Annotated in this window: 16 protein-coding genes and 1 riboswitch; of the genes, 13 read left to right on the top strand and 3 right to left on the bottom strand. The window is 41.7% G+C overall.

Annotation, left to right across the window (positions count from 1 at the left end):
• Positions 1-91: 91 nt before the first annotated feature.
• The 5 genes from HW098_RS04345 (at position 92) to HW098_RS04325 (ending at position 6,175) form a co-directional block, all read left to right on the top strand.
• Complete coding sequence (locus HW098_RS04345; protein WP_049511603.1) at positions 92-973, top strand: hypothetical protein; 882 nt, start codon at positions 92-94, stop codon at positions 971-973.
• Between the two features lie 61 nt (positions 974-1,034).
• Positions 1,035-2,594 (top strand): DUF6287 domain-containing protein, encoded by a 1,560-nt coding sequence (locus HW098_RS04340; RefSeq protein ID WP_049511587.1) that lies wholly within the window; start codon positions 1,035-1,037, stop codon positions 2,592-2,594.
• A gap of 199 nt (positions 2,595-2,793) precedes the next feature.
• A riboswitch (glycine riboswitch) is annotated at positions 2,794-2,882 on the top strand.
• A gap of 90 nt (positions 2,883-2,972) precedes the next feature.
• A complete protein-coding gene (locus HW098_RS04335) occupies positions 2,973-4,295 on the top strand; it encodes a sodium:alanine symporter family protein (protein ID WP_176139398.1) in 1,323 nt (440 codons plus the stop codon).
• Between the two features lie 322 nt (positions 4,296-4,617).
• Positions 4,618-5,166 carry a carboxymuconolactone decarboxylase family protein gene (locus HW098_RS04330; RefSeq protein ID WP_176139397.1) on the top strand — a complete coding sequence of 183 codons (549 nt, stop codon included), beginning with the start codon at positions 4,618-4,620 and terminating at the stop codon, positions 5,164-5,166.
• A 109-nt stretch (positions 5,167-5,275) separates the two neighbouring features.
• On the top strand, positions 5,276-6,175 hold the full coding sequence (locus tag HW098_RS04325) for a TDT family transporter (RefSeq protein WP_176139396.1): 900 nt from the start codon (positions 5,276-5,278) through the stop codon (positions 6,173-6,175).
• A 23-nt stretch (positions 6,176-6,198) separates the two neighbouring features.
• Here the strand turns inward: HW098_RS04325 and serS are convergent, their stop codons facing one another.
• The 3 genes from serS to HW098_RS04310 all read right to left on the bottom strand — a co-directional run bounded on the left by serS (position 6,199) and on the right by HW098_RS04310 (position 9,425).
• A complete protein-coding gene (serS, locus tag HW098_RS04320; protein WP_173262960.1) occupies positions 6,199-7,473 on the bottom strand; it encodes a serine--tRNA ligase in 1,275 nt (424 codons plus the stop codon).
• Positions 7,474-7,686: 213 nt separating this feature from the next.
• Positions 7,687-8,058 carry a DUF956 family protein gene (locus tag HW098_RS04315; RefSeq protein WP_000079358.1) on the bottom strand — a complete coding sequence of 124 codons (372 nt, stop codon included), beginning with the start codon at positions 8,056-8,058 and terminating at the stop codon, positions 7,687-7,689.
• 2 nt (positions 8,059-8,060) lie between these two features.
• On the bottom strand, positions 8,061-9,425 hold the full coding sequence (locus HW098_RS04310; RefSeq protein WP_176139395.1) for an aspartate kinase: 1,365 nt from the start codon (positions 9,423-9,425) through the stop codon (positions 8,061-8,063).
• Positions 9,426-9,612: 187 nt separating this feature from the next.
• Between HW098_RS04310 and HW098_RS04305 the strand changes: the two genes are divergently transcribed.
• The 8 genes from HW098_RS04305 to fabG all read left to right on the top strand — a co-directional run bounded on the left by HW098_RS04305 (position 9,613) and on the right by fabG (position 15,136).
• Positions 9,613-9,774 carry a hypothetical protein gene (locus tag HW098_RS04305; protein ID WP_176139394.1) on the top strand — a complete coding sequence of 54 codons (162 nt, stop codon included), beginning with the start codon at positions 9,613-9,615 and terminating at the stop codon, positions 9,772-9,774.
• A gap of 12 nt (positions 9,775-9,786) precedes the next feature.
• Entirely contained in the window at positions 9,787-10,572 is a 786-nt protein-coding gene (locus tag HW098_RS04300; RefSeq protein ID WP_176139393.1) for an enoyl-CoA hydratase, read from the top strand.
• 92 nt (positions 10,573-10,664) lie between these two features.
• Complete coding sequence (locus HW098_RS04295) at positions 10,665-11,099, top strand: MarR family transcriptional regulator (RefSeq protein WP_000386353.1); 435 nt, start codon at positions 10,665-10,667, stop codon at positions 11,097-11,099.
• Positions 11,099-12,073, top strand: coding sequence for a beta-ketoacyl-ACP synthase III (locus tag HW098_RS04290; protein WP_176139392.1), 975 nt, complete (start codon positions 11,099-11,101; stop codon positions 12,071-12,073). Before HW098_RS04295 ends, HW098_RS04290 begins: the two co-directional genes overlap by 1 nt.
• 58 nt (positions 12,074-12,131) lie before the next feature.
• Positions 12,132-12,356, top strand: a complete 225-nt coding sequence (locus HW098_RS04285; RefSeq protein WP_000257838.1) for an acyl carrier protein — start codon at positions 12,132-12,134, stop codon at positions 12,354-12,356.
• A gap of 117 nt (positions 12,357-12,473) precedes the next feature.
• Complete coding sequence (fabK, locus tag HW098_RS04280; protein WP_112444397.1) at positions 12,474-13,448, top strand: enoyl-[acyl-carrier-protein] reductase FabK; 975 nt, start codon at positions 12,474-12,476, stop codon at positions 13,446-13,448.
• Positions 13,441-14,364, top strand: coding sequence for an ACP S-malonyltransferase (fabD, locus tag HW098_RS04275; protein WP_176139391.1), 924 nt, complete (start codon positions 13,441-13,443; stop codon positions 14,362-14,364). Before fabK ends, fabD begins: the two co-directional genes overlap by 8 nt.
• Before the next feature lie 40 nt (positions 14,365-14,404).
• Complete coding sequence (gene fabG, locus HW098_RS04270) at positions 14,405-15,136, top strand: 3-oxoacyl-[acyl-carrier-protein] reductase (protein ID WP_176139390.1); 732 nt, start codon at positions 14,405-14,407, stop codon at positions 15,134-15,136.
• The last annotated feature ends 13 nt before the right edge of the window (positions 15,137-15,149 follow it).

Here is a 15,149-nt window from a genome sequence, read left to right as displayed (position 1 = left end):
AGGTAAATATAAATACGCTTTTCGTAAATAAGGTAAATAGCATGCTATACTGTAACCGTAAACAATAAAATTTTAAAGGAGATTTTTGATGATGAAGTCAAAAACAGTTTTAGTAACTAGCCTAGCGGCTGCAACATTTGGATTGGTCTCTCTTGTGGACACAGCAGGAGTTCTACCTTTTTCAGCGCAAACAGTGCAGGCTGACACACAAACGCTTAATCCAACTGCTAAATATTATATTCTTGTTCCAAAAGGTTCAGAAGTATTTAAAGGATGGAAGGGAACTGCTAATCGTCCCATTATTTGGGCTACAAAAACCACTCCAGAATTATCTTATTTCGAAGAAACTGCTCGAAATTATATAGCTCTTGAAAATAAGTCTGGTGCCAATTACATAGAGTGGAAGGGGACTGTAGAAGAGTTTAAAGAGGCTGTTAAGAAGTTGACTGGTAAAACAACAGCTTCCTCAACTCCAAAGACTTCTAACCAATCAACAACGAGTCAAAAAGATGGCTGGTCAGGTTCGTCCTACTACCAAAATGGTAGCAAAGTTACCAGTAAGTGGATTTTCGATAAGAACTATAATTCCTACTTCTACCTAGATGCTTCAGGTAATTATGTTCAAAATGCTTGGGTAGGAAACTACTACCTCAAGTCAGGTGGATATATGGCTAAAAGCGAGTGGATTTATGATAAGAATTATGGTTCATATTACTACCTAACGTCGGAAGGAAGTTACGCCCGTAATACTTGGGTGGGTAACTATTATCTCAAGTCAAACGGAAAGATGGCTAAAGGTGAGTGGATTTATGACAGTAACTACAGCTCTTACTATTACTTAACATCAGAAGGAAGCTATGCTCGTAACACATGGGTAGGTGATTATTATCTCAAGTCAAATGGTAAGATGGCAGTCAACGAACGTACACCAGATGGCTACCAAGTTGATGGTTCAGGTAAGTGGATTAAATAGAATAAAAATAGTGAAAGGAATTAGCACAGGCTGATTCCTTTCACTTAGATAAGGGAATAATATGAAAAAGTTATTATTAGCCACAACACTTTCACTGACATTAGTTCTAGGAGGTTGTCAGTATCTACCTTGGAATAAAAGCGCGGAACCAGCATCCGAGGAAGTAGCAAGTCCAGAAATAGACTACAGTTACTATAATAAAGTTTTGGATGACTATGAAAAAGTAGCGAAAGGAACCTTGCCGAAAGGTATGGATGTCAATCCCCTAGCTAGTCAAGTGAAATCTTCTCAAGGATTTTATACAGATGTGGTTTACCACAAGACGGATTTGAATAATGATGGAGTCGATGAACTCTTGCTTGCTCTTGAAATGAAGAGTGGCGAAAAGAGTTTACTTGATATTCGTACGCTGAAAGACGAAAAGGTGATTCGTTTGACTGATCAAGAAAATCGTTTAGACCAGATTGGTGAGAGAATGACAGTCGGTATCTTGCCAGATAATTCTCTGCTCTATCGTGGAGCTGGTACAGCAACGAGTCACATCTATGCTCACTACCAATTTAGTGAAGACGGACAGTCTTTGGTAAAGGGTAAGGAGGCTCAAGAAGTAGCAGATCTTGGGATCGGTTCTCCCATTTCTTTAGATACTTTAAGCTGGAAGTCAGTTTCAGATAAGATTCTTGGCGGAAGCAGTAAAGCCAAGAGTACAGATGAAGCCAAACCAAGCGTAGATTACAGTCCTTATAACAGCATTTTGAAGGATTATGAATTTATTTTAGACCATAAGGCAGAGGTTAAGGATAATATCAATCTAATTGCTAATGTCTATGCAGGGATGTCAGAACGTAGTCAAGCTTTTACCTATGCAATGGTTGATATGGATAAAAATGGCATTGATGAATTGATTATATCTTCTAAAAATGGTAGTGAGATTTTAGATATTTTTACACTCAAAGATCAGAAAGTCATTCGCCTCACCAATGCTGAAAATAAAATGCAGATGCTTGGAACACGCTTTAAGGCCTATCTCCTAGAAGATGGGAAACTTTATACCCAGTGGAATCCGTTTGCAGGAGATCCACAAACTATTTATACCATTTGGAAATTGAATAGTAGTGGGGACAAATTAGAGAAGGTTAAAGAAGCTAAGACAGAGGATGAAGTCAGTCCTGGTACTAGAATGAATCTATCTAGCCTGACTTGGAAATCTGTAACAGAAAAATTTGCTGAAACAGCATCTTCCACTAACAAAAATGTTTCTAGCAAAATGGATATTAATGCCATAAAAAATGGAGATTTCTCTAGTATTGAAGGAAAATGGAGTAAAGGAAATGGTGGAGAAGACTTAGTTTTTAGTAAGGATGGGCTAGTGGCTCCAGAACAATTTACGGTTGACCTTGCAGAATCAGAAATAGTCAATGATTTTCTAAGAGCTCGCTATTCAGGTCCATCTTTTGGAGTCTTTATTCAATTCATACCAGCAGGTGTTAGAATACCTGATGAGACATCAATGGATGGATTAATATCAGACGCTTCGGATATTAGTAAAGATAGAATTCTCTATCGCGCTTCATTTCCAGTACATAATAAACCAGAACAATTCTTATATCGTGTAGACTAGGAGTGAAACAGATTGATTTAATTAACAGCACCTCACGCACATGGAAATGCTCAATCTTTTTATACTGAGTCAAGTAAGATTTTCCCAAAATCCATTGACAAAAGCCAACATTTTTTGTAAAATAAGAATCAATTAAATACCAACACCGAATGAAGTTTAATAGAAGTGGGGAATCGTTTGATTTTCCATGACTGTAAATGGACGGAACTCTGGAGAGACCGTAAAGGCACCGAAGGGGCAAGGCAGGCAACTGCTCAAACTCTCAGGTAAAAGGACAGAGCTAGGATAGACCGCTTTTTAGCATTTATCTAAGCATTCCAGAGTACATGTATCTTGCATGTGCTCTTTCTTTTGGGGTTGAAAAGATAGGAGAAGGAAATGTTAGAATTGCTTAAATCAATCGATGCTTTTGCTTGGGGACCGCCCCTCTTGATTTTATTGGTCGGAACAGGGATTTACCTAACTATTCGGCTAGGACTCTTGCAGGTTTTGCGTCTGCCCAAGGCCTTTCAGCTTATTTTTATCCAGGATAAGGGACATGGTGATGTATCCAGTTTTGCAGCTCTGTGTACAGCCTTGGCATCAACTGTTGGAACAGGGAATATCATAGGAGTTGCGACGGCTATCAAGGTGGGGGGACCAGGAGCTCTCTTTTGGATGTGGATGGCGGCTTTCTTTGGAATGGCTACCAAGTATGCGGAAGGACTCTTGGCCATCAAATACCGCACCAAGGACGACCATGGTGCAGTAGCGGGAGGTCCCATGCACTATATCCTTCTAGGAATGGGAGAAAAGTGGCGACCACTTGCTGTTTTATTTGCAGTAGCAGGAGTACTGGTTGCTCTCTTGGGAATCGGAACCTTCACCCAAGTCAACTCGATTACAGAATCTATCCAAAATACAACGACGATTTCGCCAGCCATCACAGCTCTCGTCTTGTCTGTCTTTGTAGCGATTGCAGTCTTTGGTGGACTCAAGTCTATTTCTAAGGTTTCAACTACTGTTGTTCCTTTTATGGCCATCATTTATATTTTAGGAACTCTTGCAGTTATTTTCTTTAATATCGGAAAAATCCCTGCTACAATCGCTTTAGTCTTTACCTCAGCTTTTAGTCCCCTTGCTGCGGTAGGTGGTTTTGCTGGTGCTAGCGTTCGGATGGCTATTCAAAATGGTGTGGCGCGTGGTGTCTTCTCAAACGAATCTGGTCTGGGTTCTGCTCCCATTGCAGCTGCAGCTGCCAAGACAAACGAACCAGTAGAGCAAGGTTTGATTTCCATGACAGGAACCTTTATTGACACCCTCATTATCTGTACTCTGACTGGTTTGACCATCTTGGTAACTGGTGTTTGGAGTGGTGATTTGAATGGGGTTGCCTTGACTCAGTCAGCCTTCTCAACAGTCTTTTCACACTTTGGGCCTGCCCTCTTGACCATCTTCCTTGTGCTCTTTGCCTTTACAACGATTTTAGGTTGGAACTACTATGGAGAACGCTGTTTTGAGTTTCTCTTTGGGGTTCGCTTTATCTGGCTCTACCGTGTGATTTTTGTGCTCATGGTCTTGCTGGGAGGATTTATCGAGTTGGATATGGTCTGGATTATCGCAGATATTGTCAATGCCTTGATGGCACTACCAAACTTGATTGCTCTCTTAGTTTTATCGCCAGTCGTTATTGCTGAAACTAAAAAGTATTTTGATAAATAATGAAATCACACAGCTCGTGTGATTTTTTTGCCTATAAATGATTTTTATCAAGCTGATATATAATATATATTATGCAAGTGATTGGAAGTGTGATAAACTGATACTCAATGAAAATCAAAGAGCAAACTAGGAAGCTAGCCGCAAGCTGTACTTGAGTACGGTAAGGCGACGCTGACGCGGTTTGAATTTGATTTTCGAAGAGTATAATATACAACGAAAATCTTATGAGAAAATAAAGCTTTATCTTAAATAAACTTAGGAATCAGGATTTTATAAGATTTTCCAATAATACTAGTGTCAATAACAAGAAAAGAGGTATCTTATGACAACATTTACAATCCATACAGTAGAATCAGCACCAGCAGAAGTGAAAGAAGTTCTTGAGACAGTAGAAAAAGACAACAATGGCTATATTCCCAACCTAATCGGTCTTTTGGCCAATGCCCCGACTGCTTTAGAAGCCTACCGAACTGTCGCATCTATCAACCGTCGCAACAGCCTGACACCTGTTGAGCGTGAAGTGGTACAAATCACGGCAGCCGTGACCAATGGTTGTGCCTTCTGCGTCGCAGGTCACACAGCCTTTTCCATCAAACAAATCCAGATGAACGATGATCTTCTGCAAGCCCTTCGCAATCGTACTCCAATCGAAACAGATCCTAAATTAGACACCCTAGCTAAGTTTACTTTGGCAGTTATCAATACCAAGGGTCGTGTAGGAGATGAAGCCTTAGTTGAGTTTTTAGAAGCTGGTTACAGCCAACAAAATGCCTTGGATGTGGTTCTTGGTGTTAGCCTAGCCAGCCTTTGTAACTATGCTAACAACCTAGCCAATACCCCAATTAACCCAGAATTGCAACCTTATGCTTAATTCATATCTGAGTAAAAATGAAGTCTAAAATAATCGGACTTCATTTTTTATCCCCTCATTTAAGCGCTTTTATGCTATACTGAAACTAACATGATTATTGGAGGTTAGGATGAAAAAACTCCCCTTAGTATTTTCAGGTTGTTTGCTAGGTTTGGCAGGAGCTGGAAATCTTATTTTAGATACGTTGCCGGTTCTGTCCCATCTGTTGAGTCTGACAGGTTTGATTTTGTGGATTTACTTTCTGATTCTTCATCTCTTTAATTGGAAGGAAACCAAGCAAGAATTGACCAAGCCCCCTCTTTTGTCAGGGATGGCCACTTTTCCTATGGCTGGGATGATTTTATCTACCTATGTTTTTCGCGTCTTACCTCATCTTCCTTTGGTAGCGCAAGGGCTCTGGTGGTTTTCATTTCTCTTGGATGTGGCTCTGATTGCTGGCTTCACTATCAAATTTGCCTATCCAGGGCGGAGGGTTCATGCGACTCCAAGCTGGACGGTTCTCTATGTGGGGATAGCAGTAGCAGCCTTGACCTATCCTCTTGTAGGTATCATCGAAATTGCCTATGCGACCTTGAGTTTTGGATTTCTCTTGACCTTCTATCTCTACCCGCTTATTTATAGCGATTTAAAGAAACATCCACTCCCACAATCCATGCTTGGACAAGAAGGGATCTACTGCGCTCCTTTCTCTCTACTCTTGGCTTCTCTAGTTCGAGTTGGAGGAGCCAGCCTACCGACTTGGCTCTTGATTGCCATGATTTTGGCTTCTCAATCCTTCTTTTTCTTTGTTTTGACTCGCCTGCCCAATATTTTAAAACAAGGTTTTCAACCAGCCTTTTCAGCCCTCACCTTCCCAACCATTATCACGGCTACCTCGCTCAAGATGGCTCAGGGACTCTTGAAACTTCCATTTTTGGATTATTTGGTACTGGCTGAAACTGTTATTTGCCTAATTATTTTGCTCTTTGTATTAGGCGCTTATCTGATTTGGTTACGAAAAAAGGTCTAGCTAGAAATAGCTAAACCTTTTTTTTATGGTTTGATAACTTCAGCTCCACCCATGTATGGACGAAGAGCTTCTGGAATGGTTACAGAACCATCTTCATTTTGATAGTTTTCAAGAATTGCAGCCACTGTACGTCCAACTGCAAGTCCAGAACCGTTCAAGGTATGGAGGAGTTTCACCTTGCCGTCTGCTTCATCACGGTAACGGATTTGGGCACGACGGGCTTGGAAATCTTCTGTGTTTGAACAGCTTGAGATTTCACGGTAGGTATTTTGCGCTGGAATCCAAACTTCCAAGTCGTAAGTCTTCGCAGCTGAGAAGCCCATATCTCCAGTAGAGAGGGCAACGACACGGTATGGAAGGTTAAGTTTTTGAAGGATATTTTCAGCGTTTGCTGTCATTTTTTCCAATTCTTCGTAAGATTCTTCTGGCTTGGCAAATTTAACCATTTCAACCTTGTGGAATTGGTGCAAACGAATCAAGCCACGAGTATCACGACCAGCTGAACCAGCCTCAGAACGGAATGAAGGACTCATAGCAGTGAAGTAGATTGGCAGATCTTTACCGTCAAGGATTTCATCACGGTAGTAGTTTGTTAGAGGAACTTCAGCTGTAGGAATAAGGACATAATTGCTGTCGCTGAGTTCAAAAGTATCTTCCTTGAATTTTGGATATTGACCAGTCCCAAACATAGAATCATGGTTAACCATGTAAGGCGTGATGACTTCCGTATAGCCTTCTTTTCCATGTTCATCCAACATAAAGTTGTAGATGGCACGTTCCAAACGAGCACCGAGGCCTTTATAGAAGAGGAAGCGAGCGCCTGTTACCTTACCACCGCGTTCCCAGTCAAGGATACCAAGCTCTTCACCAAGATCCCAGTGAGCTTTTGGTTCGAAGTCAAACTCGCGTGGAGTCCCCCAACGGCGAACTTCCACATTGTCATCTTCGTCAGCCCCAACAGGAACACTGTCAGCTGGAATGTTTGGAAGAGTAGTGGTAAATTCTGTCAATTTAGCATCGATGTCTGCCAATTCAGCATCCAAGGCTTTGACCTCAGCAGATAGAGTTTGCATGGCAGCAATCTTGTCATCTGCATTTTCTTTGTTGCGCTTAGCTTGGGCAATCTCAGCTGAAACTGTGTTACGTTCAGCCTTGAGAGTTTCAACCTTGACCAAAATATCACGACGTTTAGCATCGATTTCTTTCATCTCGTTTAAGACAGCAGCATCTACACCACGTGTAGCCAATTTTTCTGCGACAGCATCAAAATCTGTACGAATACGTTTGATATCTAACATAAGAACTCCTTTATGAAAAAAGCACACCTGACAAAGCGTTGGAGTGGCAGGGCCACGGTTCCATCCAACTTCACAGGTGTGCACTTGATTGTGTATGTAATTGTTACTAACGGTAGAATTTCACCTATCCCTCCTATCTGCTCGCAGCACCCGCAGACTTTCTGAAAGAAGAAGATAACCTACTTATCCGTTGCTATGATTATACTAAAGTTTCTACTTTTTTGCAAATAGATTTTTAAATTTTTGGCTAATTGTCTGAATCAGGGTCGGAAGTTTGACGACCTTGTCATTGCCCAGTTTTTCGCGTGCAATTTTGAGAATAGCACCTGAGTCTTTTGAAGCAAAGAGGAATTTTCCTTTGTCTGTAAAGACTTCGAAGTGGCGACTGATTTTCCGCCCAGTGACATTGGCTCCAATCTGATTGATATGGCTCCAAGGAATCTGGATAAATTGTTCGACATTGACATCTGGGTAAAATTCCAGAGCCTGATCTCCGACCAGGAATTTCCCAACTTTCCCAGCGATAGAGAGGTAGGAAGTGCCTGTCGTGCTGAGCAGCACTGTTTTGTTAAGCGATTGGGCCATGATTAGTCTTCCTTACTTTCTCCAAAAAAGGCATTGTAGAGGGCTTTGATTGCTGCTTTCTCTTGGTCTTTATTGACAACAAACATGATAGAAACTTCACTAGAACCTTGAGACATCATCTGGATGTTGATCTTGTTTTCAGATAAAGCGCGTGTCGCAGTAGCAGTTACTCCGATATGACTCTTCATTTTTTCTCCAACAATCATAATGATTGAAAGGTCGTGTTCGATTTCTGCATGGTCTACTTCAGCCTTTTGAACCAACTGACGAAGGATTTCTTCTTCCTTGATAGGAGTTAGTTCACGAGAACGGAGAATGATAGAAAGATCGTCGATACCAGTTGGCATATGTTCCCAACCGATGTTAAGGTCTTCAAGGATTTGCAGAACCTTGCGGCCAAATCCAACCTCACGGTTCATAAGGTATTTCGACATGTTAATGCTGACAAAGCCTGAGTCACCAGCAATTCCCACAACTGGAAATTCATCACTACTGTGTTTTAGAACGATACGAGTACCTGGATGGTCAGGGTTGTTGGTATTCTTGATAACCAGAGGAATTTTTCCACGGTAGGCAGGAAGAAGAGCCTCGTCATGAAGGACTGAGAAGCCTGCATAGGCCAACTCACGCATTTCACGGTAGGTCAACTCAGGAATCGAGTGTGGTTGGTGGATAATACCTGGGTGGGCTGCAAAGATACCATCAACGTCTGTAAAGTTTTCATAGAGATCGGCCTTAACACCGGCAGCAATGATAGAACCTGTAATGTCTGATCCTCCACGTGAGAAAGTACAGATTTGATTTTCCTTGGTAACTCCAAAGAAACCAGGAATGACAAGGACTTCATTTGCATTTGTCAATTCTTCAATCTTGTCATAACTTGATGGAATAATGCGAGCGTGACCAGGCTCACTTGTGACCACAATACCAGCTTCTCTAGGGTGCACATAGCGTGCATCGATACCGTTTTGATTAAAGTAGGCTGCAATCAATTTAGCATTGTTGTTTTCACCGGCTGCTAGGAAAGTGTCGTAGAGAAATTCATTTTCTTCAATAGGAAGAGTAGCCAAGGCGCGAATGCTTTTTGAAATTTTTTCTAGCACAGCTGGTTTAAGACCTAGTTCACTAACCATAGCAGCATAGCGGTCGATAATCCAGTTTTGGCTCTTGCTAATATCGTTACCAGCAACATAATCACGGTAGTATTTAATCAAGGCATCCGTAACCTTAGTATCTTCAGCATTGCGTTTACCAGGCGCAGAAACAACTACAAAACGACGCTCTGGATCGCTTTTAACGATGTTTAAAACTTTTTCTAATTGACCAGCAGAGGCAAGAGAGCTACCTCCAAATTTAACAACTTTCATAAGAACTCCTAAAGTAAGTATTTTATACGATTATAGCAGAAAGAAAGCCTTTTTTCAATGAAGAAAATAAGATGTTTTCTAGCCTAAAGCGAGACTTTCCAATCGGCTGAGACACTTTCAGTCGATTTTTTCTTGCTTTCTGCTCCTAAAAAAGATATACTTTGAAAACAAAATAATTTAATGTTCAATGAAAATCAAAGAGCAAACTAGGAAGCTAGCCGTAGACTGCTCAAAGCACTGCTTTGAGGTTGTGGATAGAACTGACGAAGTCAGTAACCATACCTACGGCAAGGCAAAGCTGACGTGGTTTGAAGAGATTTTCGAAGAGTATAAACTGCTTATAAAATAAAAAGGAGTCCAGATGGAACACATTATTTATCAGCTTGAAGAGGACTTGGCAATCCTTACCTTGAACCGTCCTGAGGTCGCAAATGGTTTTCATATTCCCATGTGTGAGGAGATTTTAGAAGCCCTGACTTTGGCAGAAGAGGATCCGGCTGTGCATTTTATCTTAATCAATGCGAATGGTAAAGTCTTCTCAGTTGGGGGAGATTTAGTAGAGATGAAGCGTGCAGTAGATGAGGATGATATTCCATCATTGACAAAAATCGCAGAACTAGTCAATGCTATTTCTTATAAAATCAAGCAAATTGCAAAGCCTGTTTTGATGGAAGTTGATGGAGCTGTTGCAGGTGCCGCAGCGAATATGGCTGTTGCGGCAGATTTCTGTCTTGCAACGGATAAGGCTAAGTTTATTCAAGCCTTTGTTGGCGTTGGTTTGGCTCCAGATGCAGGGGGAATTCATCTCTTGAGCCGCAGTATCGGTGTGACGCGTGCTGCTCAATTAGCTATGACAGGTGAGGCTTTGACCGCAGAAAAAGCCCTAGAATGGGGGCTGGTTTACCGCGTTTCTGAAGCTGATAAACTTGAAAAGACGAGAGAGCAGCTTCTTAAAAAATTAAGACGTGGTTCAAGTAATTCCTATGCAGCCATTAAGAAGTTGGTTTGGGAGAGCCAATTTAAAGACTGGCAGGATTACGCTACTTTAGAACTGAACCTACAGGAATCCTTAGCTCAAACAGAGGATTTCAAAGAAGGAGTGCGAGCTCATTCGGAGAGAAGACGGCCTAAATTTACAGGAAAATAAAAAAATACTTGCATCATTCTTTGAACTTTGATATAATTCTCTTGTCAAATGTTTTGATTGTGAAAGTTTTTTGAGAAGGAGGGAAAGAAAGATTGGACTACCAACGAATTAATGAATATTTAACATCTATATTTAACAATGTCCTTGTCATTGAGGAAGTGAGCTTGAGAGGTAGTCGTTTCAAGGATATCTCCATCAAAGAAATGCATACGATTGATGTGATTGGGAAATTCCCAGACGTGACACCAAGTCAAGTGTCAAAAGAGTTGATGGTGACTCTTGGGACAGTTACGACTAGTTTGAATAATCTCGAACGCAAGGGTTACATTGAACGCATTCGCTCAGAGCAGGATCGTCGTGTGGTGCATCTACATTTGACAAAGAAGGGTCGCTTGGTTCATAGGCTGCATAAACGCTTCCACAAGGCCATGGTTGAAAAAATCATTGATGGTATGAGTAAGGAAGAAATTGATGTTATGAGCAAAGGGTTGACCAATCTTTATCAATTTTTGGAGGATTTGAAATAATGGCTTTTGCAAAAATAAGCCAGGTTGCTCATTATGTGCCAGAGCAAGTGGTTACAAATCATGATTTAGCCCAGATTATGGATACCAATGATGAGTGGATTTCAAGTCGGACGGGAATACGACAAAGGCATATTTCAAGAACAGAATCTACCAGTGATTTGGCTACAGAGGTTGCTAAGAAACTGATGACAAAAGCTGGAATCACAGGAGAGGAGTTGGATTTTATCATCCTAGCTACCATTACTCCTGATTCGATGATGCCCTCTACAGCTGCTCGTGTCCAAGCTAATATTGGTGCTAATAAGGCCTTTGCTTTTGACCTAACAGCTGCTTGCAGTGGATTTGTATTTGCTCTTTCAACTGCTGAAAAGTTTATCGCTTCTGGTCGCTTTCAAAAAGGCTTGGTGATTGGTAGTGAAACCCTCTCTAAAGCAGTCGATTGGTCGGACCGATCAACAGCTGTTTTGTTTGGAGATGGTGCCGGTGGTGTCTTGTTAGAAGCTAGCGAGCAAGAGCATTTCTTGGCTGAGAGTCTCAATAGCGATGGAAGTCGTAGTGAGTGTCTGACCTATGGACATTCAGGGTTACATTCTCCATTTTCAGATCAAGAAAATGCAGATTCATTTTTGAAGATGGATGGACGCGCAGTCTTTGATTTTGCCATTCGAGATGTAGCCAAGTCTATCAAGCAGACTATTGATGAATCTCCTATAGAGGCGACAGACTTGGATTATCTGCTACTGCATCAGGCTAATATCCGTATTTTGGATAAGATGGCTAGAAAAATTGGTGTTGACCGAGACAAACTTCCAGCTAATATGATGGAATATGGGAATACCAGTGCAGCAAGTATCCCGATTTTACTTTCAGAGTGTGTGGAACAAGGTCTCATCCCTTTAGATGGTAGCCAGACTGTTCTACTATCAGGCTTCGGTGGAGGCTTGACCTGGGGCACGCTCATTCTTACAATTTAGGTAATCATGTGGTGAACACATTGTTATAAAAAACTATTTATTTTAAAGGAGTCCTATCATGGCAGTATTTGAAAAAGTACAAGAAATTATCGTTGAAGAACTTGGAAAAGACGCATCAGAAGTAACACTTGAATCAACTTTTGATGATTTGGACGCAGATTCATTGGACTTGTTCCAAGTAATCTCAGAAATCGAAGATGCTTTTGATATCCAAATCGAAGCAGAAGATGACTTGAAAACAGTTGGTGACTTGGTTGCCTACGTTGAAGAGCAAACAAAATAAGAAGAATATAAGATAGAAGGAGTAGGGAAACCCGCTCCCTCTTGTTTAGGCAATAGTTTGATTGTCAAATTATGACGATATCGAACTATTACGTAAGCAAGAAACGATGGAGGCACTATGAAAACGCGTATTACAGAATTATTGAACATTGAGTATCCTATTTTCCAAGGAGGAATGGCCTGGGTTGCTGATGGTGATTTGGCAGGGGCTGTTTCTAAAGCTGGAGGACTAGGGATTATCGGTGGGGGAAATGCCCCGAAAGAAGTTGTCAAGGCAAATATTGATAAGATCAAATCATTGACGGATAAACCCTTTGGTGTCAACATCATGCTCTTGTCTCCCTTTGTGGAAGATATTGTAGATCTCGTTATCGAGGAAGGTGTTAAGGTAGTGACAACAGGTGCAGGAAATCCTGGTAAATACATGGAACGTTTCCATGAAGCAGGGATTACAGTTATTCCTGTTGTACCAAGCGTTGCCCTAGCTAAACGAATGGAAAAAATTGGTGCGGACGCTGTTATCGCAGAAGGAATGGAAGCTGGGGGACATATCGGTAAATTAACAACAATGACCTTGGTGCGTCAAGTGGCGGCAGCTGTATCTATTCCTGTTATTGCTGCAGGAGGGATTGCGGATGGTGAAGGTGCTGCGGCTGGCTTTATGTTAGGTGCAGAGGCTGTTCAGGTTGGAACGCGTTTTGTCGTTGCAAAAGAGTCTAATGCTCATCCAAATTACAAGGCCAAGATTTTAAAAGCTAGAGATATTGATACTACGATTTCAGCCCAACACTTTGGCCATGCTGTTCGAGCTATTAAAAACCAATTGACTCGTGATTTTGAAAAAGCTGAAAAAGATGCCTTTAAACAAGAAAATCCTGATTTAGAAATCTTTGAACAAATGGGAGCAGGTGCCCTAGCCAAAGCAGTTGTTCACGGAGATGTGGATGGTGGATCTGTTATGGCAGGTCAAATTGCGGGGCTTGTTTCCAAAGAAGAAACCGTTGAAGAAATCCTAAAAGATTTGTATTACGGAGCAGCTAAGAAAATTCAAGAAGAAGCCTCTCGTTGGGCAGGAGTTGTAAGAAATGACTAAAACAGCCTTTTTATTTGCTGGCCAAGGTGCCCAGTATCTAGGTATGGGACGGGATCTCTATGATCACTACCCTATTGTCAAAGAAACGATTGATCAAGCGAGTCAGGTACTCGGTTATGATTTGCGTCATCTTATTGATACGGAAGAAGACAAACTCAATCAGACTCGCTATACGCAACCTGCCATTCTAGCGACTTCGGTTGCTATCTACCGTCTATTGCAAGAAAAGGGCTATCAGCCTGATATGGTTGCTGGTTTGTCTCTTGGAGAATACTCTGCCTTGGTGGCTAGCGGTGCCTTGGATTTTGAAGAAGCTGTTCCCTTGGTAGCTAAGCGTGGAGCCTATATGGAAGAAGCGGCCCCTGCTGGCTCTGGTAAGATGGTAGCAGTTCTCAATACGCCAGTAGAGGTCATTGAAGAAGCCTGCCAAAAAGCTTCTGAACTTGGAGTGGTTACCCCAGCTAACTATAATACACCTGCACAAATTGTGATTGGTGGAGAAGGGGTTGCAGTCGATCGAGCTGTTGAACTCTTGCAGGAAGCAGGAGCTAAACGCTTGATTCCTCTCAAGGTTTCAGGACCTTTTCATACCGCTCTCCTTGAGCCTGCTAGCCAGAAACTAGCTGAAACTCTAGCTCAGGTAAGTTTTTCAGATTTCACTTGTCCCCTAGTCGGCAATACAGAAGCTACTGTGATGCAAAAAGAAGACATTGCTCAACTTTTGACGCGTCAGGTCAAGGAGCCAGTTCGTTTCTATGAAAGTATTGCAGTTATGCAAGAAGCAGGCGTAACCAACTTTATCGAGATTGGACCGGGGAAAGTCTTGTCAGGTTTTGTCAAAAAAATTGATAAGACGGCTAAACTAGCCACTGTTGAAGAACAGGCGAGTTTGGAAGCCTTGCTAGAAAACAAGTAATCCCTTCTCCCATAAATACAAGAGGAAACAGGAGAAAAGAATGCAACTAAAAAATAAAAATATCTTTATTACAGGTTCGAGTCGTGGAATTGGTCTTGCCATCGCCCACAAGTTTGCTCAAGCAGGAGCCAATATTGTTTTAAACAGTCGTGGGGCAATCTCAGAGGATTTGTTAACTGAGTTTGCAGACTATGGTGTCAAGGTGGTTCCCATTTCAGGAGATGTATCAGATTTTGCAGACGCTAAGCGTATGGTTGATCAAGCTATTGCAGAGCTGGGTTCAGTAGATGTTTTGGTTAACAATGCAGGGATTACCCAAGACACCCTTATGCTCAAGATGACAGAAGCAGATTTTGAAAAAGTTCTCAAGGTTAACCTGACTGGCGCTTTTAACATGACACAATCAGTCTTGAAACCGATGATGAAAGCCAGAGAAGGTGCTATCATCAATATGTCTAGTGTTGTTGGTTTGATGGGAAATATTGGCCAAGCTAACTATGCAGCTTCTAAGGCTGGCTTGATTGGTTTTACCAAGTCTGTGGCGCGTGAAGTGGCCAATCGCAATATCAGGGTTAATGCTATTGCACCAGGAATGATTGAGTCTGATATGACAGCTGTCCTATCAGACAAGGTAAAAGATGCCATGCTGGCGCAAATTCCTATGAAAGAATTTGGTCAGGCAGAGCAGGTTGCAGATTTGACAGTATTTTTAGCAGGCCAAGATTATCTAACTGGTCAAGTGGTTGCCATTGATGGCGGCCTCAGTATGTAGCAGAAGCTAGAGG

The organism is Streptococcus sp. 1453, from assembly GCF_013276955.1.
Classification (GTDB): Bacteria; Bacillota; Bacilli; order Lactobacillales; family Streptococcaceae; genus Streptococcus.
The sequence above is the reverse complement of the archived record's forward strand: the minus strand, read 5'-3'. Positions and strand labels throughout refer to the sequence as shown.